Below are 21,279 nucleotides of genomic sequence, written 5' to 3' on the forward strand. Positions count from 1 at the left end.
TAAAAATAACTTTATTTTTAAATATATCTTTTTAGGATGTTTTTTATTCAAAAAATATTACTAAGAATAAATTTAATTATAAGAAAAAATTGTATTAATGAGTAATTTGATGTGGATCAATTATAAATAATCGCATTGATAAATAATAAAAAGAGAAATAACACTTTCTGCAAAAATAATTCCAAAGTTGTGATCGGTATTAGATCATAATTATTGATAAATGGTTATATTTTTAGCGGAGATTTTACTTATTACAGGAATGGGTTAAATAATGAAAAAACTTTCTGCGCTTATTTTAGCGGCTGCAACTCTTGCGCCTTCTATTTCTTTCGCTCACCAAGCGGGTGATTTTTTATTCCGTGCGGGTACTGCAACTGTTCGTCCTAATACAGGTTCTGATAATGTATTAGGTTTAGGTAGTTTTAATACAAACAATAATACTCAATTAGGTTTAACCTTTGGGTATATGGTAACTGATAATATTGGTGTTGAATTATTAGCAGCTACTCCTTTTGAACATAAAGTTTCTTTGGGCCCAGTAGGTGAAATTGCAACTGTTAAACATTTACCACCAACATTAATGGCACAATACTACTTCGGTAGTGCAGAAGATAAACTGCGTCCTTATTTAGGTGCAGGTCTTAACTTTACCACTTTCTTTGATGAGAAATTTAACTCAACAGGTAAGAGTGCTCAGCTATCTGACTTGAACCTTAAGAGTTCATGGGGCTTTGCAGCACAAGCAGGTTTAGATTATAACCTTGATAAAAACTGGATGCTGAATGCGTCTGTTTGGTGGATGAATATCGAAACTGATGTTGAATTCAGAGCTGCTGGTGAGAAAAAATCAATTGATACACGCCTAGACCCATTTGTATTTATGTTTGGTGTGGGTTACCGTTTCTAATTATTCTTTCTTTAAAAGAATATCTCATAATGAAAAGCGAAGGTTATCTTCGCTTTTTTTTGTTTTTTAAATTTAAATAAAACCTTTCATTTTTAGATTATATACAGTCTCTAGTTTATTGTTTAATACACTATTTATGGGTAATTAAAAATAGAGATAAATAGAAAAAGATGCATTTTAAATAAAACATTTAATATTAAAATAATAAGAAAGGTGTATTTTATATATATCTTTTATTTACACCATCTTAATAAGATAAGAAAGAGTATTTTTCTTTATTAAAAACTAACGAGCTTTTAATAAAGAAAGGAGAGTATTAAATAGGTGTATTTAAAATGCGTCTTTAATTTGATTTTAGTAAAAGTGCTTTATCTATCAAGAGATAGAAAGAAATAAAAGAAGAATAAAAAGGGTTTAAGATAGGGCATATTTATAAAAACATGAAGATTAAATTTCAATCAGTAAATGATTAATTATTCTTTTGTATTACTCTTTTTATGAACGATTATTAAGGCTAGGAAAAAATAACCTTTTTTTAATCTATTGGCGTTTTTTATAAAAATTGATCTTCTTTATGATAAAAGAGAATGCCAAGAGTGAAATACTTGGCAAAAAAAAGACCACCGAAATGGTGGTCTAAAAAGTAAGGCTAAAGGAAGACTAGAATAAAGAGGAGATCAGCGAATAACCATTGAGTTGATAACGCCTTTTACACCAGTAACTTTGCGTGTTGCTTCAATGGCTCGATTAGCATCCGCTTGAGAAGAGACAAAACCACTTAGTTGAACTTTGCCCTTAAATGTCTCGACGCTAATTTGTGTTGAATTAAGATTTTTTTCACCTATTAGTGCGGTCTTAACTTTGGTGGTGATCACGGAGTCATCAAAATAACCCCCTGTACCTTCTGATGTTGCAGTAGGTGAACATGCAGATAAGGTAAACGCCATAAGTAACGCTGCCATAACAGCGGATATTTTTGCCCATAGTTTCATCATCAAACTCCTTTTAATCACATTATTGATTGAGAATTTTTGAAAGAAAAATATAAAGCGCTTTATAAAGTATGTGCAAAAAACAAAACTTTGCCAAATTTTTATCAGTACAGTTCAAGTCTCTTTAAATAAGTGAATAGGGAACATTGCACCATTTTATGCGGGTTAAGCAGTAAAATAGGTAATAAAAAGCGTGAGTTAATTAGTGTGGATTTCAGAGTAATCCGCTTAGAAAAATAGCAAGCTATCCTTCTAAAGCGGATCAAATAGGAAGGTTAGGCAGTGGTTGCCGCTTTCATTTCTTTAACAAATTGAGTGAGCGCTTTAAGCATGATATCTGGCTGGTGTAGGTTCTTCTCAATAATTTGAACAACCGCTGAGCCTGAAATTGCGCCAGCCGCGCCATTTGCAATCGCTTCTTTCACTTGTTTAGGCTCTGAAATTCCAAACCCTTGTAATGCCGGAGGAGCATTATAGGTTTTTAGTTTGTCAGTAAGATGTGTCAGTGATTGTTCTGCACGTTTATCTGTACCCGTTACACCCGCTCTTGATAATAAATAGGTATAACCTTTACCTGATGCCGCTAATTCTTGTAAAAGTTCATCGTCAGCATTAGGTGGGCAAATAAAAATAGGGCTGATATTGGCGCGTTGCGCTGCTTCACGGAACTCTTTTGATTCACGCAGAGGTACATCACCAATTAAGACGGAATCCACACCAGCTTGTTCGCATTTACCATAAAAATTATCAATGCCATTACTAAAAACGAGGTTGGCATAAACTAATAGACCAATAGGAATATTAGGATGTTTTTTACGCACACTTGCTAAAAGTGCAAAGCAATCAGTAGGGGTTACACCTACATTCAGTGCTCGTAAATTAGCACCTTGAATGGTAGGACCATCAGCAAGTGGATCGGAAAATGGAATACCAATCTCTAATGCATCTGCGCCACCTTCAATTAACGCATCAATTATTTGTAATGACAGCTCAGGAGAAGGATCACCTAATGTGACAAAAGGAACGAATGCGCCTTGCTGTTTTTGTGCTAATGCTTCAAAGCATACTTGATAACGGCTCATTAGATTTCTCCTCTTGCTGCTAAAATATCGTTTACAGTAAAAATATCTTTATCACCACGACCGGATAAGTTCACGATTAATAACTGTTCTTTGTCAGGATTTTGTGCAATTAATTTCAGTGCATAAGCCAATGCATGAGAAGATTCTAAAGCCGGAATAATCCCTTCACGGCGAGAAAGTGCTTTAAATGCTTCAATGGCTTCATCATCGGTAACAGAAACATAATCCGCACGACCAATACTATTTAAATGTGCGTGCTGAGGTCCGACAGATGGGAAATCAAGACCTGCTGAAATTGAATATGACTCTTCAATTTGTCCTTCATCTGTCTGCATAATTGGGGATTTCATACCAAAATAGATCCCTAATTTACCATGTTTCAGTGGGGCACCATGTTCACCGGTTTCAATACCTTTACCCGCAGGTTCAACACCAATCAATTGCACTGAAGTTTCTGGAATAAAGGAAGCAAATAAACCGATAGCATTAGAGCCACCGCCAATACAAGCGATAGCAGCATCAGGTAGACGACCTTCACGCTCTAGAATTTGTGCTTTGGCTTCATCACCAATCATACGTTGAAATTCACGGACAATTGTTGGATAAGGATGAGGGCCAGCCGCTGTTCCTAACAAGTAGTGCGCGCGGTCGTAACAACCAGACCAGTCACGTAATGCCTCATTACAGGCATCTTTTAAGGTAGATGAACCACTATGAACAGGAATAACCTCTGCACCCATTAAGCGCATACGAAATACGTTAGGTGATTGACGTTCGACGTCTTTTGCACCCATATAGATACGGCATTTCATATTAAGCAGTGCGCAGGCTAAAGCCGTTGCAACACCGTGTTGACCTGCACCCGTTTCTGCAATGATTTCAGTTTTACCCATCCGTTTTGCTAGCAAGGCTTGACCTAATACTTGGTTAGTTTTATGTGCACCACCATGCAGTAAATCTTCACGTTTTAGATATAAACGAGTTCGAGTACCTTCTGTTAAATTACGGCAAAGCGTTAATGCCGTTGGTCTGCCCGCATAGTTTTTTAATAAATCTTGGAATTCTTGCTGAAATGACGGATCGTTTTGCGCATCAATAAAAGCTTGTTCGAGTTGATCCAATGCAGGAATTAAGATTTCAGGTACATATTGGCCACCAAATTCGCCAAAGTAGGGGTTAAGTTTTCTCATTGTGATGTCATCCTGTTTAAAATTATATCTTTGTGAAATTTAGTTTAGCTGTAATTGTGCAAATACTTGGTTCAGACGTTGCGTATCTTTTATGCCAGGAGCCGATTCTACTCCGGAGTTAAAATCAAGCCCGATACAGCCTGTTTTAACCGCATCTAAACAGTTTTCACTGTTAAGACCACCTGCAAGTAATGCTTTTTCACGTAATGTATTAGGAATTTTTTGCCAATTAAATGTTGTTCCTGTGCCACCCGTTCCGTTATCAAGTACATATTTATTAACGAGTGCAACGGGGTGAATATCTGTGTGGTTTGCCATATTTATTGCTTGCCAGATTTCACAATTAGGTTGGATTTTCTGGTGAAGTTGCTCAATAAATTGCGCATCTTCTTGTCCATGTAATTGAATGGCAGATAAATTAAGTTTTTCGGCATAGTCACAAATAAGCTCAATAGGCTGATTTTGAAACACGCCCACAAACGCTAAGGGAGCTTGTGCTATTAACTCTTGTGCTTGTGACAACGTCACCTTGCGCGGAGATTTTTCTGCAAAAATCAACCCTGCATAATAAGCACCTGCTTGATAAACCGCTTTTACATCTTGTGTACGAGTTAACCCGCACACTTTATGCTTTCCCAAAACTAGTGCTCTCACTGCTTGGTCGATATTGTCTTGTGACATTAAAGCACTGCCTACCAGAAAACCATTAGCATATTGGCTTAGCTCTTGCACTTGCTGGTGGGTATGAATACCTGACTCACTGATCACGATTGCATCTTTGGGCAATCTTTGGCTTAACTGCTGGGTACGAGTTAAATCGATAGAGAGATCACGCAAATCACGATTGTTAATACCGATGACTTTGGCATTAAGATTGATGGCACGCTGACGCTCTTCTTCTGTGCTTACTTCGGTTAATACACCCATATTTAATTGATGAGCAACGGCTGATAGCGCACGATATTGCTCATCATCTAAGACAGAAAGCATTAATAAAATGGCATCTGCTTGATAAAAACGCGCTAAATAGATTTGGTATTCATCAATAATAAAGTCTTTACACAAAACGGGTTGATGAACCGCTTGGCTGACTTGACGTAAATAATCAAAGCTCCCTTGGAAATATTTTTCATCAGTTAATACTGAAATGGCAGCTGCATAAGGCTGATAAATTTTTGCGATCGTCGCAGGATCAAAATCAGCACGAATTAAACCTTTTGAGGGGGATGCTTTTTTACACTCTAAAATAAAAACAGTATTAGGCTGAGTTAATGCCTGATAAAACGATCGTGTTGATGGTGCTATTTGATGCACAAATTCTGATAGGGGCTGGCTTGCTTTACGTGCAATCAGATATTCAGCTTTATCTTTTACAATGGCGTTTAATACAGTCATGCTCTTATCCTCTTGCTGCTAATGCAGTTACACGATTTATTGCTTTACCGCTATAAATGGCGTGCATAGCAACTTCAGTATTCATTTTTAAATCTTCTTGCCCATGTAAACGCATTAATAAAGCGACATTAGCGGCGACAGATTCGGTATGTGCTCTTTTTCCTTCACCTTGTAGTAAGTCTGCCAATAATTGACGGTTTACTTCAGGCGTACCACCTTCTAGATCAGTAATGGCACAAGGGCGAAGACCAAAATCACTTGGTGTGAGTTCATAACGTGTAATTTCACCATTACGTAATTCAGCCACTTGAGTGGGCGCATGTAGTGAAACTTCGTCCATTCCGCCACTGTGGACAACGGCAGCACGCTCATAACCTAATACTTTTAATGTATCTGCAATAGGCATCAATAACTCTGGACTATATACACCAATTAACGCTAATGGCGGGCGAGCAGGGTTAATTAAAGGGCCTAATACATTAAATAATGTGCGTGTTTTCAGTTGTTGGCGAACAGGGGCGGCAAAACGAAAACCACTGTGATATTGAGGTGCAAATAAAAAGCATAAACCCACTTCATCCAGTAATTGGCGCGCATCATCAGCACTTCTGTCTAAAGGGATACCAAATGCCGCCAATAAGTCGGAAGATCCAGAGCGACTAGATACGCTACGATTACCGTGTTTCGCCACTTTGATACCGACTTCAGCTGCAACAAATGCGCTTGCTGTTGAAATATTAATGCTGTTGGCACCATCTCCCCCTGTGCCGACAATATCGCAAAAAGTGTAATCAGGGCGAGGAAAGGGTTGTGCATTTTCAAGTAATGCGCGCGCTGCGCCAGCAATTTCTTGAGGATGTTCACCGCGCATTTTCATGCTGATCAAAACGGCCGCTAATTGTGATTCCGTTAATTCACCGCGAATAATGGCGCTAAACAGTGTTTGGCTTTCTTCTAATGTTAACTGTTGTGCGCTAAATAATTTATTGAAGATAGTTTCCATTTTATGCGTCTCCTTTAGGAGTTAATGCCCATGCGATTGTTTGTTCTAAAAGTTGTGCGCCTTTTGTGGTTAAAATTGATTCTGGGTGAAACTGAAAACCACAAGTTTTATGTTGACGGTGACGCACCGCCATAACAGTGTTATCGCACCAAGCATTAATAATGAGTTGTTCTGGAACTTGTTCTCCTGAAAGCGAATGATAACGAGCAACGGGTAAAGGGTTAGGTAAATTCACAAACATTTCGCTGTTATCGTGCTCAGCTAATGTTGCTTTGCCGTGTAAAATCTCTCCACATGAAGAAACTTTGCCACCGTAAGCCTCAATAATGGCTTGATGACCTAAGCAAATACCAATCACAGGTAATGTGCCTAATACACGTTTTAACAGTTCAGGCATACAACCTGCTTGTGAAGGTGCTCCAGGTCCCGGAGATAACAGTAAAATCGGGTTATCGAGTTCGTGTAGTTTTTGTTCAATAAAATCGGCAGTGACGCTATTGCGATAAATCACAACGTTATTGCCAAGGCTACGTAATTGATCGACAAGGTTATAAGTAAATGAGTCGATGTTATCGAGCAGTAAGATAGTCGCCATTAGCAAGCCTCCTGCAATTGTGTATCTGTATGAGCTTGTAAAATAGCGTTGATTACTGCTTGGGATTTATTGCGTGTTTCTTCTGCTTCCATTTGAGGATCTGAATCAAGCACAATCCCTGCACCGACTTGAATAGTGGCAATATTATTTTCAACATAAGCAGAGCGAATAACTATGCAAGTATCAAAATCGCCAGTGCCAGTAAAATAACCGATAGCACCACCGTAACTGCCACGTTTTGTTTTTTCATAACGAGCAATTAATTGCATTGCACTGACTTTAGGCGCGCCCGATAGCGTCCCCATATTCATACAGGCTTGATAAGCATGGAAAATATCTAAGTCATCACGTAGTTTGCCTACGACTCTTGAAACTAAGTGCATTACAAAAGCGTAACGGTCAACTTTTGTTAATTCCGCGACATAACGGCTGCCTGCTTGGCAAATACGTGCCAAATCATTACGCGCTAAATCGACTAGCATTAAATGTTCAGAAAGCTCTTTCGTATCAGTGCGCATTTCAAGTTCAATTCGACTGTCTAAATCTGCATTAATCGAACCATCTGCATTACGTCCTCTTGGGCGAGTTCCTGCAATTGGGTAGATTTCAATTTGTCGATCGCTTGTTTGATATTTCAATGCGCTTTCTGGTGATGCACCAAATACTGTGAATAAGGCATCTTGCATATAGAACAAATAAGGGCTTGGATTTTTCTCTTTCAACACTTGATAAGCAGCAAGTGGCGAAGGGCAAGCAACTTGAAAGCGACGTGATGGAACAACTTGGAAAATATCACCACGACGAATATAGGTTTTCATTGCCTCAACGATATCGCCATAACCTTTATCATCCATATTGCCCTGTATTGTTGATTCTGTAGCTGTTAAAGCGCGGCGAATAGGGTGTTTTAATGGTTGTTTTGCCAGCGAGATTAATTCGGTTTGTCGCGAAGTGAGGCGCTGACACTCAGTTTTATCGTCAGTAAACGCAATGGAAATTAACTGACTATCTTTATTCTGATGGTCGATCACGATTAATTGTTCTGCCAAGTAAAAACAGTAGTCAGGGCATGAAAAAACCGTGTCTAACTCAGGGATAGGTTCAAATCCACTGACTAAATCGTAAGCAAATAAACCGCCAACAAAAATAGCATTAGCATCTTTAGTGTCTTTATTAGCAAGAAAGAAGCGTAAAGCATCAAATACGCTGGCTGATTTTAATTTGCTTTCTTCATCAATATCCTGTGCAGGTGCTGAAAAAGTAAAAACACACTGTTTATCGCTCTCTTGTGTTAAGAACGCTTTTTCTTTTAGTGCGATTTTTAATGTAGGTAATAAAGCTTGTCCATTAACGCTTAATGCATCAATAGTGACTTGATTTTTCACTGCACTGATACGCAATGCGCTATCAACAATTAACAAACTTTTTAAGTTTGCTTTCGTGTCAACTTGTGCCGATTCTAACAATAATGTGTGATGTCTGTTTTCACATAATGTATTGAAAAGTAAAGCAGGTTCGCTGTGGTAAGGCAGTGGCGTTGCCTTGGTATTAAATGAGAATGCAAGTGATGTATTCATTATTATCGCTCTATATTATTTTTTACTAACCGTTTTTAATGCATAAAAAAACCCGCGTAGGCGGGTTTTAGATATCACTGACGTAAAGCCGGAGATCAAACCGCCCATAAAAGAGTATTGCGCCACCAAAGAGCGATAAGATGTTGATTGATATTCATAAGATCTCCTTACAGCTAACGACAGATAATAAGTTAATAGACTAGCTCGTGTTATGTACTAGTAAACTGGATTGCGTTAGGTTCGTCAAGTACTTTATGGCATACTCTTTAAAAATTATTATCTTGCTAAGATGAAAAGGGAGAAGCGATGACAGAAGTGCTATCTGATTTAAGAGTGATTTATGATTTGCACAGCCACACTACCGCGTCAGATGGCGAGCTTTCACCAGAAGAATTGGTTGATAGAGCGATAGAGCGTCAAATTAATGTCTTAGCTATTACCGATCACGATACAACGGCGGCGATTACTCCTGCTAATGATTATATTGCAGAAAAAAATCTGCCTCTTACCCTGATATCAGGTGTCGAAATATCGACTTTGTGGGAGAATATAGAAATCCATATTGTTGGATTGAATATTGATATCAACCATAACGCAATGAAGGCACTTCTTTCGTCACAAAGCCAATGTCGCGAAACACGTGCGATAATGATTGGTGAGAGATTAGAAAAAGCAGGTATTGCAAATGCATTTGAAGGGGCAAAAGCCTTAGCGCATGGTGGACAAGTTACAAGAGGTCATTTTGCCCGTTTTCTTGTGAATGAAGGGCATGTTGCCTCGGTTAATAAAGTGTTTAAACGTTATTTAGCGAAAGGTAAAACGGGTTATGTACCACCACAGTGGTGCTCAATAGGTGACGCTGTCACGGCAATTCATGAAGCTGGTGGTGTTGCAGTATTAGCGCATCCGGGACGATATGGTCTATCCTCTAAATGGTTAAAACGATTAACGCTTTATTTTAAACAACTCGGTGGTGATGCAATCGAAGTGGCACAATGCCAACAACCACCACAAGAACGGGAACAACACGCAGCATTAGCGCAACTTTATGGGTTAAAAGCTTCGTTAGGTTCTGATTTTCATCGCCCTTGCTCGTGGATAGAATTGGGGCGTAATTTATGGTTACCCAGTGGCGTCGAACCCGTTTGGTCGCTATGGCAAGAGTAACATTAGAAATTCGTTGAGGGATGTATGAGCCAACTTTTTTATATTCACCCTGATAATCCGCAGGCTCGTTTAATTGAACAAAGTGCTGATATTTTACGCAAAGGCGGTGTGGTGATTTATCCAACAGATTCTGGCTATGCTATTGGCTGTTGTTTAGAAAATAAAGATGCAATGACGCGAATTTGTCGTATTCGCCAATTAGATAAAAACCACAATTTCACACTGATGTGCCGTGATTTGTCTGAAATCGCTAATTATGCTTATGTTGATAATGTGGTGTTTCGCTTAATAAAAAATAATACCCCAGGTAATTACACCTTTATCTTAAAAGCAACTAAAGATGTACCAAAGCGCTTGATGAATGATAAACGTAAAACTATAGGTTTGCGTGTTCCTTCTAACCCAATTGCACTGGCATTGTTAGAAAATATTGGTGAACCATTAATGTCAACAAGCCTGATTTTACCGGGTAATGATTTTGCAGAATCTGATCCGGAAGAAATCGAAGATTTATTAAGCAAACAAGTTGATTTGGTGATCCACGGTGGCTATCTAGGACAAAAACCGACAACGGTCATTGATTTAACGGAAGATACCCCAGTTATCGTGCGTGAAGGTACGGGTGATATTACGCCATTTCAGTAAGTGATTTGGTTGATTAAACTAAATTGGGAGTCAATGACTCGATAGTGAAGAAATTTATCACGAGATAAAGAGATAAAAGGTGAAGGGATCTATCGCTTGTGTTAAATTTATACATTGCGATAAAAATCACGGTGTCTGTTTTTGAAATCGGTTATACCAACGCGCATTTTAAGCGCTAAGCACAGTAACTTGATAAGCAGACAAATGGTTAAGCTGTCATTATAGTTTTGCCAACATCGTTTTATCGGCACTATTTATCACAATGTTGATGTGAAAAATCATCAACATTGTTCACTATTGAATCAATAAGCCTGTGTTTATTTCTTATTTTAATAAACATGGGTTATTTTTATTTAATTGATTTTTAAAAAATAATTCTATTTTTATGACGCCTGTGAAGGCGACACATGAGGTTGTTTCATGAGCGATAAATCGCAACGCACTGAAAAATTACAAAAAATCCTTGCTCGTTCTGGTCACGGTTCTCGCCGTGAAATTGAAGGTTATCTTCAAGAAGGACGTATCAGCATTGATGGTACAAAAGCGAAATTAGGTGATCGTATTGATGTCACCACTACAGCAAAAATCCGCTTAGATGGCCGTATTCTAAATATTCGTGAAGCACAAAAAGATGTTTGTCGTGTGCTTGCTTATTACAAGCCTGAAGGTGAACTGTGTACTCGCAGTGATCCGCAAGGTCGCCCGACTGTTTTCCAACGTCTTCCTCGCCTTAACAATGCTCGCTGGATTGCGGTAGGTCGTCTGGATGTGAATACCAGTGGATTATTGTTATTTACAACAGATGGTGAATTAGCTAACCGTTTAATGCACCCTAGCCGTGAAGTTGAGCGTGAATACGCAGTACGTGTTTTTGGTGAAATTGATGATGCCAAAATTCGTCAATTAACGCGTGGTGTACAATTAGAAGATGGTCCTGCCTCATTCCGCTCTGTTTCTTACCGTGGTGGTGAAGGAATTAACCAATGGTATAACGTTTCTCTTACCGAAGGACGTAACCGTGAAGTTCGTCGTATGTGGGAAGCGGTTGGTGTACAAGTTAGCCGCCTTATTCGCGTTCGTTACGGTGATATTGACTTACCAAAAGGCTTACCGCGTGGTGGTTGGGTTGAACTTGGATTAGATCAAATCAACTATTTACGTCAATTAGTTGAATTAAACGACGAAACAGTAACCAAAGTTGCAGTAGAAAAAGATCAGCGTCGCATCAAAGCGAATCAGATCCGTCGTGCCGTTAAGCGTCATACTAAAGTCTCAGCACGTACTTCAACATCACCTGCTAAAAGAGCGTCAAGTCGTCGCCAGTCAGCAGGAAATAAAAAGTAATTAGCGAATAATTATTTATTATTTTAAATTAAAATATCATTTCTCATAAAGAAGCACCCATTGAAATTGGGTGCTTCTTTTTTTTGATAGCTTTCTTTTTTCCATAAATAAAACTATGATGCACGGATTAATGAGATGAGAAGTCATTTTTATTAAAATAATATTTTATTTGTATATTTTACGATAAGGTATACGCGATATATGCATCGTTCTTTTTATTTAACAACAATGTTATGTGCGACTACTCTTACTACGGGTTGTGAGCCAACGACTAATTCAAATTCACAGTCTGGTGTGTTTTATATTAGTAACAATAAAACAACACCGTTAGTCTTTCAAATTGATAATAATTCTTTTTGGCTTAATACCGGTGAAGTGAAAGAAATAAAATTAGAGAATGGGAAGCATGTATTAGTTGATGCTGATGGGAAGAAGAAAACCTTTATGATTTATCCCGGTAATCATGGCGGGATAATTAATCCATCTAGGGAAATCTACTATAGTTTTACTTCTATTTTTTCTCCTAAAGAAGACAGTGAGCATTTGTACTTAACAATGCGTTCCGTTTGGATTGATGGCCAGCTTGTACATGGTGCTATTAATAGCTCTGATGCTATGTTTATTGATAATAATGTTTTCCGCTGTGAAATCCCATTAAATGAACCTATCCCAACTTATTTACCTGATTGGAGTAATAAGGGCGTGGTAAATGTATTAACTAAGTGTTTTTCCCAATCTGAATTTCAAGATTTTATATCAAGAAAGCCATATGGTATTCATGTTTATTCAGGACGTAATTTATTAGAAGCACATAAAGAAAATGATAAATACAATTGGATAAATGATGAAAATACGCGAACAGATGATTTTATTCCAACATTGAGTCATATTGAGTTTAATAATGGCGAAATGCTGAAAGAAGCTAAAAGTATTTATAAAGTAACCAATTCCTATTTAGCTTCACGTGATCCGAATGAAAAGCAAAATTACTATAATGAATATCATTTTCATATAATGGCAATGGCTATGGTTTATAGTCAGCAAATACAAAATGATATATTCGATGATAAAGAAGCTTACTTTAAACTGATAAATGAAACAGGGCGTATATTTGGTGCTGGTATATTAAGTGAGCCCGCTTTAATATAAATAATTATTCATTTTTATATAATTGAAAAGGTGATAAGGGATTATTACCAATCTATGCCTTTTTGTGCTTTTATTCCGCTATCAAAAGCATGTTTAATAGGACGCATTTCTGTCACAGTATCTGCTAACTCGATTAATTTTCTATGGCAGCCTCTTCCAGTGATAATGACATTTTGATGAGAAGGGCGAGAGCTAATAGCTGAAATAACCTCATCTAATGGCAAATAGTTAAAGCTAATCATATAGGTAATCTCATCGAGAATAACGAGGTCATATTCTGGATTATTAAGCAGTTTGAGTGCATATTGCCAAGTATTTAAACAAGCGGCTGTATCTGCACTTTTATCTTGCGTTTCCCAAGTGAATCCCGTTTCCATCACATAGAAAGGTACGCCAAATTGTTCCAGTAGGTTACGTTCACCGTTTTCCCAAGTTCCTTTAATAAATTGCACAACACCGACCTTTTTTTGATGACCCACCGCACGGGTCGCTGTACCCATAGCTGCGGTTGTTTTTCCTTTACCATTACCAGTAAAAATCATCACAATACCTTGTTCTCGTTGAGCTTGCTCAATTCGGGTATCTACTTTTTCTTTTAAACGTTGTTGACGTTTTTGGTGTTGTGCATCATTCATTGGACTACCTCAAACTTAGATTATGTTATTCAGCAGGACCTGCTTTGCGACCAGGTTGTGCATCTAAAGATTGTCCTTTCACATCAATGCTGTCATCACTCATCAAATAGAGATATAACGGCATCAAATCTTTAGGTGTTTTTAGTTTTTGTGAATTTTCATCAGGGAATGCACTCGCTCTCATTGCTGTACGAGTACCACCAGGATTGATGCAGTTAATACGTAAAGTACTTTCGTTATATTCTTCATTCAGTACCTGCATAAAGCCTTCTGTTGCGAATTTAGATACAGAGTAAGCTCCCCAACCATAACGACCTTGGCGACCCACACTGGATGTCGTGAGGATAAGACTCGCATGAGGCGCTTTAAGCATCAATGGCAACAGAGCTTTTGTGAGCATAAATGTCGCATTAACGTTGACTTGCATAACGTCATGCCAAAGGTTGCTTGGTTGATTAATGATAGGCTCAACAACACCTAATAAGCCGGCATTTTGTAGTACGCCATCAAGATGAGGGAAGCGTTTAACGAGAGTATCCGCAAATTGCTGAAAATCGTTCTCTGTCGCTGTAAGTAGATCAAGTGGATATAACATAGGTTGTTGACCACCTGAAGTGATGATATCTTCTTGAACATCCTCAAGTTTTGATAGAGTACGGCCTAATAAGATAAGTGTTGCGCCGTATTGCGCATAAGTTAGTGCGGCTTCTTTTCCTATGCCATCACCGGCACCCGTTACTAGAATAATTTTATCTTTTAGCACGCTATGATCGGGTTGATATTGCAACATATTGATATCCTGTCTAGTAAAAAGTAAATAAAGTGTAACGTCTTATTTGTCTAGCGACCAGTTTAGTCTGACTTTTTGTTTACAATTTATGGCTGTTTTCTTTATGGTATTAAACATAATCATGCCTTTGTTGCTGGCGCTAAAGCAGAATTTCGTTAAACTAGGCGTATTGGTTTGAGTCAGTGTTATTAACCTTAAAAAGAGGTCTTTGTGGAGTATATTTTGCAATATGGGCTGTTTTTAGCAGAAATTGTCACTGTTGTTGTGGCGATTATCGCTATCGTGTTGTTTTTCGTCGTGATTGGAAATAAAAAGCAAAATCGTAAAGGAACATTAAAAGTTACTGATCTTGCTGAAGCCTATGAAGAAAAACAGCGCGTTATGCAACAAGCGAAAATGGACGATGCTGAATTAAAAGTCTGGTATAAAGCGTTTAAGAAACAGCAGAAAAAAGAGAATAAACAGAGTAAAAACAATGCAAAAGAAGGTAAAAAAGGCGTTGTGAAACCTTGTTTATATGTGCTTGATTTTAACGGTAGTATGGATGCCCATGAAGTGGGTGCATTACGTGAAGAAATCAGTGCCATTCTTTCTGTTGCACAATCGGGTGATGAAGTATTACTGCGTTTAGAAAGTCCGGGTGGCATGGTTCATGGTTATGGATTAGCTGCAGCTCAGTTAACACGTTTAAAAGAAAAGGGCATTAAACTGACTGCAGTTGTCGATAAAGTGGCTGCCAGCGGAGGATATATGATGGCATGTGTAGCAGATAAAATTGTTGCTGCACCATTTGCGATTATTGGCTCGATTGGTGTTGTAGCTCAAATCCCTAATATTCACCGTTTACTCAAGAAAAATGATATTGATGTTGAGTTACATACTGCTGGCGAATATAAACGCACATTGACCTTATTAGGCGAAAATACCGAAGAAGGACGTGAGAAATTTAAGCAAGATTTAAATGAAACACATTTGTTATTTAAATCATTTGTGCATAAATATCGCCCTCAACTTGATATTGATAGTGTTGCAACTGGTGAGTATTGGTACGGCTCAGAAGCACTAAACAGAGGCTTAATTGATGAAGTTGGTGTGAGTGATGATTGGTTAATCAATCATATTAATGACTTTGAAGTCCTCTCAGTCCAATATGTTACCAAGAAGAAAATGGTTGAACGTGTTACAGGCGGTGCAATGGAAAGCATTGATAAACTAATGATGCGTTGGGTACAGAGAAGTAAAAAACCGCTGCTATAAGCCAATAAGTACGCCATAAATGATATCAGCAATAGGATTATTGCTGATATCATCTTTCCTTACCTATCACTATTCCCAACTCTTCCCAATAAATATTCTAATCTTTTATTTTAAAAGCTTTTATTTTGATAAAACAAAAAAAAGCCAGTGAAAAATTCACTGGCAATCAAAGAAATAATTGATATTGCTTATAACAACAACAGGGTAAATATTTCCTCTTTCTAGGAGGCTTCAATATAGCCGTAAATAGAAAATAAAAATAATTGATATTACTGATTGTATTGATAGGTAAGTGTAATTGTGAGTTGAGATGTGATAGAAAATACGCATTACGTTTAGGTTGAATTTTTATTCTTTATTTTTGTTTAATTATGCCAGTTATTGGCATCTGAGTGAATGCAATAACTGGCAAGTAAAGTCTCTTTTTTGTTATCGATTAAAGAGTAAATGAATTTACTTTAGTGATTAAACAAAAATAATCACGAAGATGATTTATTCTAAATGGTATTTGTCAGATAACACATGAGCTAAATGCTTAAACATATTGAATGCCGCTGTGCTTTTTGCAGTAGGTAAACCTTGTTCATCTAAAAAAAATTCGCCTTTAAATACGAGGACATTACCTTTCTGTTCAACCGAATCAGCACGCATACCGTGTATATAATCTTCATGTTCACATATGATTTTATTCGCTTTTTCAAGTAGCATCTCTGTTGTAATCGGCGTAGTTTGTGTTGACATAATATGTGCTCCTTAGAAAAATAATTTGTTGCGCCTCACTTTTTATCAGGTAGAGTGTGGCATTTTTAAAAGCTTAGCTACTCTATATGTAGCAAACAATGATTTGCCTGTACCCGATCAAAGCGATGAGGTGATTAAAATACCTCAAAAAAAGTCACGAGTTTTGAGCTCGAACAAAAGCTTTGAATAAAAACAGGTTGATATATTGCAAAACTAACGCAATATAAAAAAGAGATTTTAAACATTTTTTTAGTTGAGGGTATTAAACGATACCGTCATAACAAAGTTTAATTAGGTAAAGGTAATTATGGGTAAAGCTCTTGTTATCGTGGAGTCCCCGGCTAAAGCCAAAACGATCAATAAATATCTTGGCAATGACTACGTAGTTAAATCTAGCGTGGGTCACATTCGTGATTTGCCAAAGAGTGGTTCTGGCAGCCAGAAGAGCGAAAACTCATCCGCCACGAAAGGCGTGAAAAAAGTTAAAAAGGATGAGAAATCAGCCTTAGTCAGCCGTATGGGAGTTGATCCCTATAATGGATGGAATGCGAATTATCAAATTCTACCCGGCAAAGAAAAAGTCGTGGCTGAACTAAAAGCATTGGCTGAGAAAGCTGATCATGTCTATCTCGCAACGGACCTTGACCGCGAAGGAGAAGCTATCGCGTGGCATTTACGCGAAGTTATCGGCGGTGATGATGAACGGTTTAGTCGAGTGGTTTTTAACGAAATCACTAAAAATGCCATTACACAAGCTTTCCAAACTCCGGGTGAGTTAAATATAGATCGCGTTAACGCGCAACAAGCACGTCGCTTTATGGATCGTGTTGTGGGCTATATGGTTTCGCCTTTACTTTGGAAAAAAGTTGCTCGCGGATTATCTGCGGGTCGAGTGCAATCAGTTGCTGTGCGTCTTTTAGTTGAACGTGAGCGTGAAATTAAAGCCTTTGTTCCTGAAGAATATTGGCAATTACATGCATCGCTGTTAACGCCTGATGAACAGCCATTGCGTATGGAAGTCACGCATTATAATGACAAAGCCTTCAACCCTGTTTCATCTGATGAGACTCAGGTTGCGGTTAAAGCATTACAGAATGCGACCTTCACGGTAAAAGATCGTGAAGATAGACCAACATCCAGCAAGCCAAGCGCACCGCTTATCACATCAACCTTACAGCAAGCGGCAAGTACGCGTTTAAGCTTTGGTGTGAAAAAGACAATGATGCTAGCTCAACGCCTTTATGAAGCAGGTTATATAACCTATATGCGTACTGACTCGACTAACTTAAGTCAGGATGCAATTCAAATGGCGCGTGATTATATCAATGAGAATTTTGGTGCTAAGTATTTGCCGAAAGAGCCAAACGTTTATTCGAGCAAAGAAAACTCTCAAGAAGCGCACGAAGCTATCCGTCCTTCTGACATCAACGTTATCGCAGAATCTTTAAAAGATATGGATAACGATGCCAAACGTTTATATCAACTGATTTGGAATCAATTTGTTGCTTGTCAAATGACACCAGCAAAATACGATTCGACGACATTAACAGTCGAATCAGGTGATTATAAACTACGTGCTAAAGGTCGTACTTTACGTTTTGCAGGTTGGACGAAAGTCATGCCAGCGATGCGTAATAAAGATGAAGATAAAACCTTACCAGCCGTTGATGTAGGGGCAAAACTGGCTTTAGCTGAGTTAGAACCCACTCAACACTTTACTAAGCCACCAGCACGTTTTAGCGAAGCGACTTTAGTTAAAGAATTAGAAAAACGCGGTATTGGTCGTCCTTCAACATATGCATCTATCATCTCCACTATTCAAGATCGTGGTTATGTGAAAGTCGAAAACCGTCGTTTTTATGCAGAAAAAATGGGTGAAATTGTAACTGATCGCTTAGAAGAGAATTTTAGCGATTTAATGAATTACGATTTTACTGCGCAAATGGAAGATCATCTCGACCATGTTGCTAATAATGAAGAAAATTGGAAAGCGGTATTAGATGCATTCTTCACCGATTTTAGTCAGCAATTAGATGTTGCTGAAAAAGATCCTGAAGAGGGCGGAATGCGACCAAATCCAATGGTTATTACGTCAATTGAGTGTCCAACTTGTTCTCGACATATGGGAATTAGAACGGCGACAACAGGCGTATTCTTAGGATGTTCAGGCTATGCATTACCGCCTAAAGAGCGTTGTAAGCAAACCATTAACCTTATCCCTGAAGATGAATTATTAAATATTCTTGAAGGGGAAGATGCAGAAACTAACGCATTACGTGCTCGTCGTCGTTGCCCGAAATGTGGTACTGCAATGGACAGTTACCTGATTGATACTCATCGCAAATTACATGTTTGTGGTAATAACCCTGCATGTGATGGTTATGAAGTTGAAGAAGGTGAATTCCGCTTAAAAGGTTATGAAGGGCCAGTTATTGAGTGCGATAAATGTGGATCTGAAATGCACCTGAAAATGGGGCGTTTTGGTAAATACATGGGTTGTACAAATGATGATTGTAAAAACACCCGTAAGATCTTAAAAAGCGGTGAAATTGCACCACCGAAGGAAGATCCCGTTCCACTTCCTGAATTGCTATGTGAAAAATCAGACGCTTACTTTGTCTTACGAGACGGTGCTGCGGGTGTCTTCTTGGCTGCAAACACGTTCCCTAAATCAAGAGAAACGCGGGCACCAAAAGTAGAAGAGCTAGTTCGCTTTAAAGACCGTTTAGCAGAGAAAATGCGCTATTTAGCAGAAGCTCCGGTGGCTGATCCTGAAGGAAACCCAACGATTGTGCGTTTTAGTCGTAAAACAAAACAGCAATATGTTTCTTCAGAGAAAGACGGTAAGGCAACAGGTTGGTCTGCGTTTTATGTCGATGGAAAGTGGGTTGAAAAAACCAAATAACATTGGCATTGCGTGATACATAAAAAAGCGACTAATGAGAGTTAGTCGCTTTTTTGTATTAAGAAGGTATGCTAATTAAATACACTGAAACAGTATTAATGGTTAATTTCTATTTGTCTGATATTTTACTTTGCTAATAATAAGACGGAGATACTATGAAACTGATGCCTTTGTTACTATCTGGCTTACTCTTTACTTCTGTGGCAAGTGCTGCAACGTTAGATGTCACGTTAAAAGAAGCTTTACCGACAGGTGATGGCAACGATATTGGTGTTGTCACTATCACTGAAACTGATTATGGGCTGTTATTTACGCCAAAACTCACTGGATTAACTCCGGGTATTCATGGTTTTCATATTCATGCTAATGGTTCTTGTGAGCCTGATATGAAAGATGGCAAACCTGTACCCGCTTTAAAAGCAGGTGGTCATTTAGATCCTGAAAAAGTTGGTGTTCACTTGGGGCCTTATAATAAAGATGGGCATTTAGGTGATTTACCAGGATTAGTTGTCAATGATAAAGGTGTTGCTGATTACGCAGTATTAGCGCCAAAACTCACTAAGCTTGAGCAAGTGAAAGACAAAGCAATTATGGTGCATGTGGGTGGCGACAACTATTCTGATGATCCTGCTGCTCTTGGCGGTGGTGGTGCAAGAATGGCATGTGGTGTGATTAAATAATTTAGTGCCAATATTATGAAATAAAAGCTGACAAATAATGTCGGCTTTTTTTATGCTTGTTTATAGCTTATAACTATTCGATATAACAAAATCTAAATAACGCTATTAATTACGTTAGACCGAAATGAAATAAGTGATATAGTGGTTATATATTACATCTTTATTATTCTTTTTAGTTATATGAATATAAATAGAATAACGGAATAATAAGTCTTTTGTTGAAGGGATAGCCTCTCCATGAAATTACAACAGTTGCGTTATATCGTTGAAGTGGTGAATAACGATTTAAATGTTTCAACCACGGCAGAGCGTTTGTATACATCTCAACCGGGAATAAGTAAACAAATTCGCATGTTAGAAGATGAGCTAGGTATACAAATATTTTCTCGCAGTGGTAAGCATCTAACGCATGTGACACCTGCGGGTGAAGAAATTGTAAGGCTGTCTAGAGAAATCTTATCAAAAACAGAAGCTATTCGATCTGCTGCAGGTGAACACACTTATCCAGATAGAGGCTCATTATCAATTGCAACAACTCATACGCAAGCTCGTTATGTATTACCCCCAGTAATAAAAGGTTTTATTGAGCGCTATCCTGATGTTTCACTACATATGAACCAAGGATCGCCAACACAAATTGCTGAAGATGTATGCAGAGGTAAAAGTGATTTTGCTATCGCGACAGAATCACTGCATCTTTATAACGATTTAGTGATGTTACCTTGCTATCGTTGGAACCGTATTGTAGTGGTTTCAAAAGATCATCCACTGGCACAAAAACGAGAAGTAACGTTAAAAGAGCTTGCGGGCTACGATATCGTCACCTATACCCAAGGTTTTACTGGGCGTTCTGATCTTGATGATGCTTTCGGTAAAGTAGGGCTAAAACCTAAAATCGTTTTCACTGCAACCGATGCGGATGTCATTAAAACTTATGTGAGACTGCATTTAGGTATTGGTGTGATTGCCAGTATGGCATTTGATCCTGTACTTGATAGCGATTTAGTCGCGATTGATATGCGTGATAAATTTAGTTATAGCACCACTAAAATTGCATTCCGTCGTAGTGGTTTCTTACGTGGTTATATGTATGATTTTATGTGGCGTTTTGCTCCTCATCTTACACGTAATTTGATTGAACAAGCGGTTGCATTGCGAACTAACGAAGAAATTGAAGAGTTATTTAAAGATATCGAATTACCTTTAGTGTAATACTGAAAGGCGG

General features: G+C 38.1%; 19 protein-coding genes. 9 read left to right on the top strand and 10 right to left on the bottom strand.

Features of this window, described 5'->3' with window-relative positions; translation table 11 throughout:
• The first annotated feature begins 271 nt into the window (after positions 1 to 271).
• Complete coding sequence (ompW, locus tag EHE21_RS08470; RefSeq protein WP_194952399.1) at positions 272 to 907, top strand: outer membrane protein OmpW; 636 nt, start codon at positions 272 to 274, stop codon at positions 905 to 907.
• Between the two features lie 677 nt (positions 908 to 1,584).
• Here the strand turns inward: ompW and EHE21_RS08475 are convergent.
• The 7 genes from EHE21_RS08475 to EHE21_RS08505 form a co-directional block, all read right to left on the bottom strand.
• A complete protein-coding gene (locus EHE21_RS08475) occupies positions 1,585 to 1,899 on the bottom strand; it encodes a BON domain-containing protein (RefSeq protein WP_088495709.1) in 315 nt (104 codons plus the stop codon).
• 275 nt (positions 1,900 to 2,174) lie between these two features.
• Positions 2,175 to 2,981 (bottom strand): tryptophan synthase subunit alpha, encoded by an 807-nt coding sequence (trpA, locus tag EHE21_RS08480; protein ID WP_194952400.1) that lies wholly within the window; start codon positions 2,979 to 2,981, stop codon positions 2,175 to 2,177.
• On the bottom strand, positions 2,981 to 4,171 hold the full coding sequence (gene trpB, locus EHE21_RS08485) for a tryptophan synthase subunit beta (protein ID WP_036937130.1): 1,191 nt from the start codon (positions 4,169 to 4,171) through the stop codon (positions 2,981 to 2,983). The genes trpA and trpB overlap by 1 nt, the downstream gene beginning before the upstream one ends.
• Before the next feature lie 39 nt (positions 4,172 to 4,210).
• Entirely contained in the window at positions 4,211 to 5,566 is a 1,356-nt protein-coding gene (trpCF, locus tag EHE21_RS08490) for a bifunctional indole-3-glycerol-phosphate synthase TrpC/phosphoribosylanthranilate isomerase TrpF (RefSeq protein WP_194952401.1), read from the bottom strand.
• A gap of 4 nt (positions 5,567 to 5,570) precedes the next feature.
• Positions 5,571 to 6,569, bottom strand: coding sequence for an anthranilate phosphoribosyltransferase (gene trpD, locus EHE21_RS08495; RefSeq protein ID WP_088495706.1), 999 nt, complete (start codon positions 6,567 to 6,569; stop codon positions 5,571 to 5,573).
• A gap of 1 nt (position 6,570) precedes the next feature.
• Positions 6,571 to 7,164 (bottom strand): glutamine amidotransferase-related protein, encoded by a 594-nt coding sequence (locus tag EHE21_RS08500; RefSeq protein WP_194952402.1) that lies wholly within the window; start codon positions 7,162 to 7,164, stop codon positions 6,571 to 6,573.
• Positions 7,164 to 8,741, bottom strand: a complete 1,578-nt coding sequence (locus tag EHE21_RS08505; RefSeq protein ID WP_194952403.1) for an anthranilate synthase component 1 — start codon at positions 8,739 to 8,741, stop codon at positions 7,164 to 7,166. Before EHE21_RS08505 ends, EHE21_RS08500 begins: the two co-directional genes overlap by 1 nt.
• Positions 8,742 to 9,047: 306 nt before the next feature.
• Here EHE21_RS08505 and rnm point away from each other — a divergent pair, with 306 nt between their 5' ends.
• The 4 genes from rnm (at position 9,048) to EHE21_RS08525 (ending at position 13,046) form a co-directional block, all read left to right on the top strand.
• The gene (gene rnm / locus EHE21_RS08510; protein WP_194952404.1) at positions 9,048 to 9,908 is read left to right on the top strand and encodes an RNase RNM; all 861 of its coding nucleotides are present in this window, start codon (positions 9,048 to 9,050) and stop codon (positions 9,906 to 9,908) included.
• Between the two features lie 24 nt (positions 9,909 to 9,932).
• Positions 9,933 to 10,553 carry an L-threonylcarbamoyladenylate synthase gene (locus EHE21_RS08515; protein WP_023582284.1) on the top strand — a complete coding sequence of 207 codons (621 nt, stop codon included), beginning with the start codon at positions 9,933 to 9,935 and terminating at the stop codon, positions 10,551 to 10,553.
• Between the two features lie 420 nt (positions 10,554 to 10,973).
• The gene (rluB, locus tag EHE21_RS08520; protein ID WP_194952405.1) at positions 10,974 to 11,897 is read left to right on the top strand and encodes a 23S rRNA pseudouridine(2605) synthase RluB; all 924 of its coding nucleotides are present in this window, start codon (positions 10,974 to 10,976) and stop codon (positions 11,895 to 11,897) included.
• A 201-nt stretch (positions 11,898 to 12,098) separates the two neighbouring features.
• Positions 12,099 to 13,046, top strand: coding sequence for a hypothetical protein (locus EHE21_RS08525; protein ID WP_194952406.1), 948 nt, complete (start codon positions 12,099 to 12,101; stop codon positions 13,044 to 13,046).
• A 44-nt stretch (positions 13,047 to 13,090) separates the two neighbouring features.
• On the opposite strand, the gene cobO is transcribed toward EHE21_RS08525, so the two are convergent.
• Entirely contained in the window at positions 13,091 to 13,681 is a 591-nt protein-coding gene (gene cobO, locus EHE21_RS08530) for a cob(I)yrinic acid a,c-diamide adenosyltransferase (protein WP_098943002.1), read from the bottom strand.
• A gap of 25 nt (positions 13,682 to 13,706) precedes the next feature.
• Positions 13,707 to 14,468 (bottom strand): YciK family oxidoreductase, encoded by a 762-nt coding sequence (locus EHE21_RS08535; RefSeq protein ID WP_194952603.1) that lies wholly within the window; start codon positions 14,466 to 14,468, stop codon positions 13,707 to 13,709.
• A 213-nt stretch (positions 14,469 to 14,681) separates the two neighbouring features.
• On the opposite strand from EHE21_RS08535, the gene sohB reads away from it, so the two are divergent.
• Complete coding sequence (gene sohB / locus EHE21_RS08540; protein ID WP_088495698.1) at positions 14,682 to 15,728, top strand: protease SohB; 1,047 nt, start codon at positions 14,682 to 14,684, stop codon at positions 15,726 to 15,728.
• A 492-nt stretch (positions 15,729 to 16,220) separates the two neighbouring features.
• Here the strand turns inward: sohB and EHE21_RS08545 are convergent, their stop codons facing one another.
• Entirely contained in the window at positions 16,221 to 16,469 is a 249-nt protein-coding gene (locus tag EHE21_RS08545) for a YciN family protein (RefSeq protein WP_088495697.1), read from the bottom strand.
• Between the two features lie 307 nt (positions 16,470 to 16,776).
• On the opposite strand from EHE21_RS08545, the gene topA reads away from it, so the two are divergent.
• The 3 genes from topA to cysB all read left to right on the top strand — a co-directional run bounded on the left by topA (position 16,777) and on the right by cysB (position 21,266).
• Positions 16,777 to 19,374 (top strand): type I DNA topoisomerase, encoded by a 2,598-nt coding sequence (gene topA, locus EHE21_RS08550; RefSeq protein WP_194952407.1) that lies wholly within the window; start codon positions 16,777 to 16,779, stop codon positions 19,372 to 19,374.
• 155 nt (positions 19,375 to 19,529) lie between these two features.
• Complete coding sequence (gene sodC / locus EHE21_RS08555; protein ID WP_088495695.1) at positions 19,530 to 20,054, top strand: superoxide dismutase family protein; 525 nt, start codon at positions 19,530 to 19,532, stop codon at positions 20,052 to 20,054.
• A gap of 237 nt (positions 20,055 to 20,291) precedes the next feature.
• Entirely contained in the window at positions 20,292 to 21,266 is a 975-nt protein-coding gene (gene cysB / locus EHE21_RS08560; RefSeq protein ID WP_075672088.1) for an HTH-type transcriptional regulator CysB, read from the top strand.
• Positions 21,267 to 21,279 lie beyond the last annotated feature (13 nt).

The organism is Proteus sp. GOKU (assembly GCF_015475555.1).
Lineage (GTDB): Bacteria > Pseudomonadota > Gammaproteobacteria > Enterobacterales > Enterobacteriaceae > Proteus > Proteus mirabilis_B.

Coding starts and splice junctions, on each gene's coding strand:
- EHE21_RS08525 (WP_194952406.1), top strand. CDS start 12,099: ATGCATCGTTCTTTTTATTTAACAACAATGTTATGTGCGACTACTCTT.
- trpCF (WP_194952401.1), bottom strand. CDS start 5,566: ATGACTGTATTAAACGCCATTGTAAAAGATAAAGCTGAATATCTGATT.
- trpA (WP_194952400.1), bottom strand. CDS start 2,981: ATGAGCCGTTATCAAGTATGCTTTGAAGCATTAGCACAAAAACAGCAA.
- cobO (WP_098943002.1), bottom strand. CDS start 13,681: ATGAATGATGCACAACACCAAAAACGTCAACAACGTTTAAAAGAAAAA.
- topA (WP_194952407.1), top strand. CDS start 16,777: ATGGGTAAAGCTCTTGTTATCGTGGAGTCCCCGGCTAAAGCCAAAACG.
- rnm (WP_194952404.1), top strand. CDS start 9,048: ATGACAGAAGTGCTATCTGATTTAAGAGTGATTTATGATTTGCACAGC.
- EHE21_RS08515 (WP_023582284.1), top strand. CDS start 9,933: ATGAGCCAACTTTTTTATATTCACCCTGATAATCCGCAGGCTCGTTTA.
- trpB (WP_036937130.1), bottom strand. CDS start 4,171: ATGAGAAAACTTAACCCCTACTTTGGCGAATTTGGTGGCCAATATGTA.
- EHE21_RS08500 (WP_194952402.1), bottom strand. CDS start 7,164: ATGGCGACTATCTTACTGCTCGATAACATCGACTCATTTACTTATAAC.
- trpD (WP_088495706.1), bottom strand. CDS start 6,569: ATGGAAACTATCTTCAATAAATTATTTAGCGCACAACAGTTAACATTA.
- EHE21_RS08545 (WP_088495697.1), bottom strand. CDS start 16,469: ATGTCAACACAAACTACGCCGATTACAACAGAGATGCTACTTGAAAAA.
- rluB (WP_194952405.1), top strand. CDS start 10,974: ATGAGCGATAAATCGCAACGCACTGAAAAATTACAAAAAATCCTTGCT.
- sodC (WP_088495695.1), top strand. CDS start 19,530: ATGAAACTGATGCCTTTGTTACTATCTGGCTTACTCTTTACTTCTGTG.
- cysB (WP_075672088.1), top strand. CDS start 20,292: ATGAAATTACAACAGTTGCGTTATATCGTTGAAGTGGTGAATAACGAT.
- EHE21_RS08505 (WP_194952403.1), bottom strand. CDS start 8,741: ATGAATACATCACTTGCATTCTCATTTAATACCAAGGCAACGCCACTG.
- EHE21_RS08475 (WP_088495709.1), bottom strand. CDS start 1,899: ATGAAACTATGGGCAAAAATATCCGCTGTTATGGCAGCGTTACTTATG.
- ompW (WP_194952399.1), top strand. CDS start 272: ATGAAAAAACTTTCTGCGCTTATTTTAGCGGCTGCAACTCTTGCGCCT.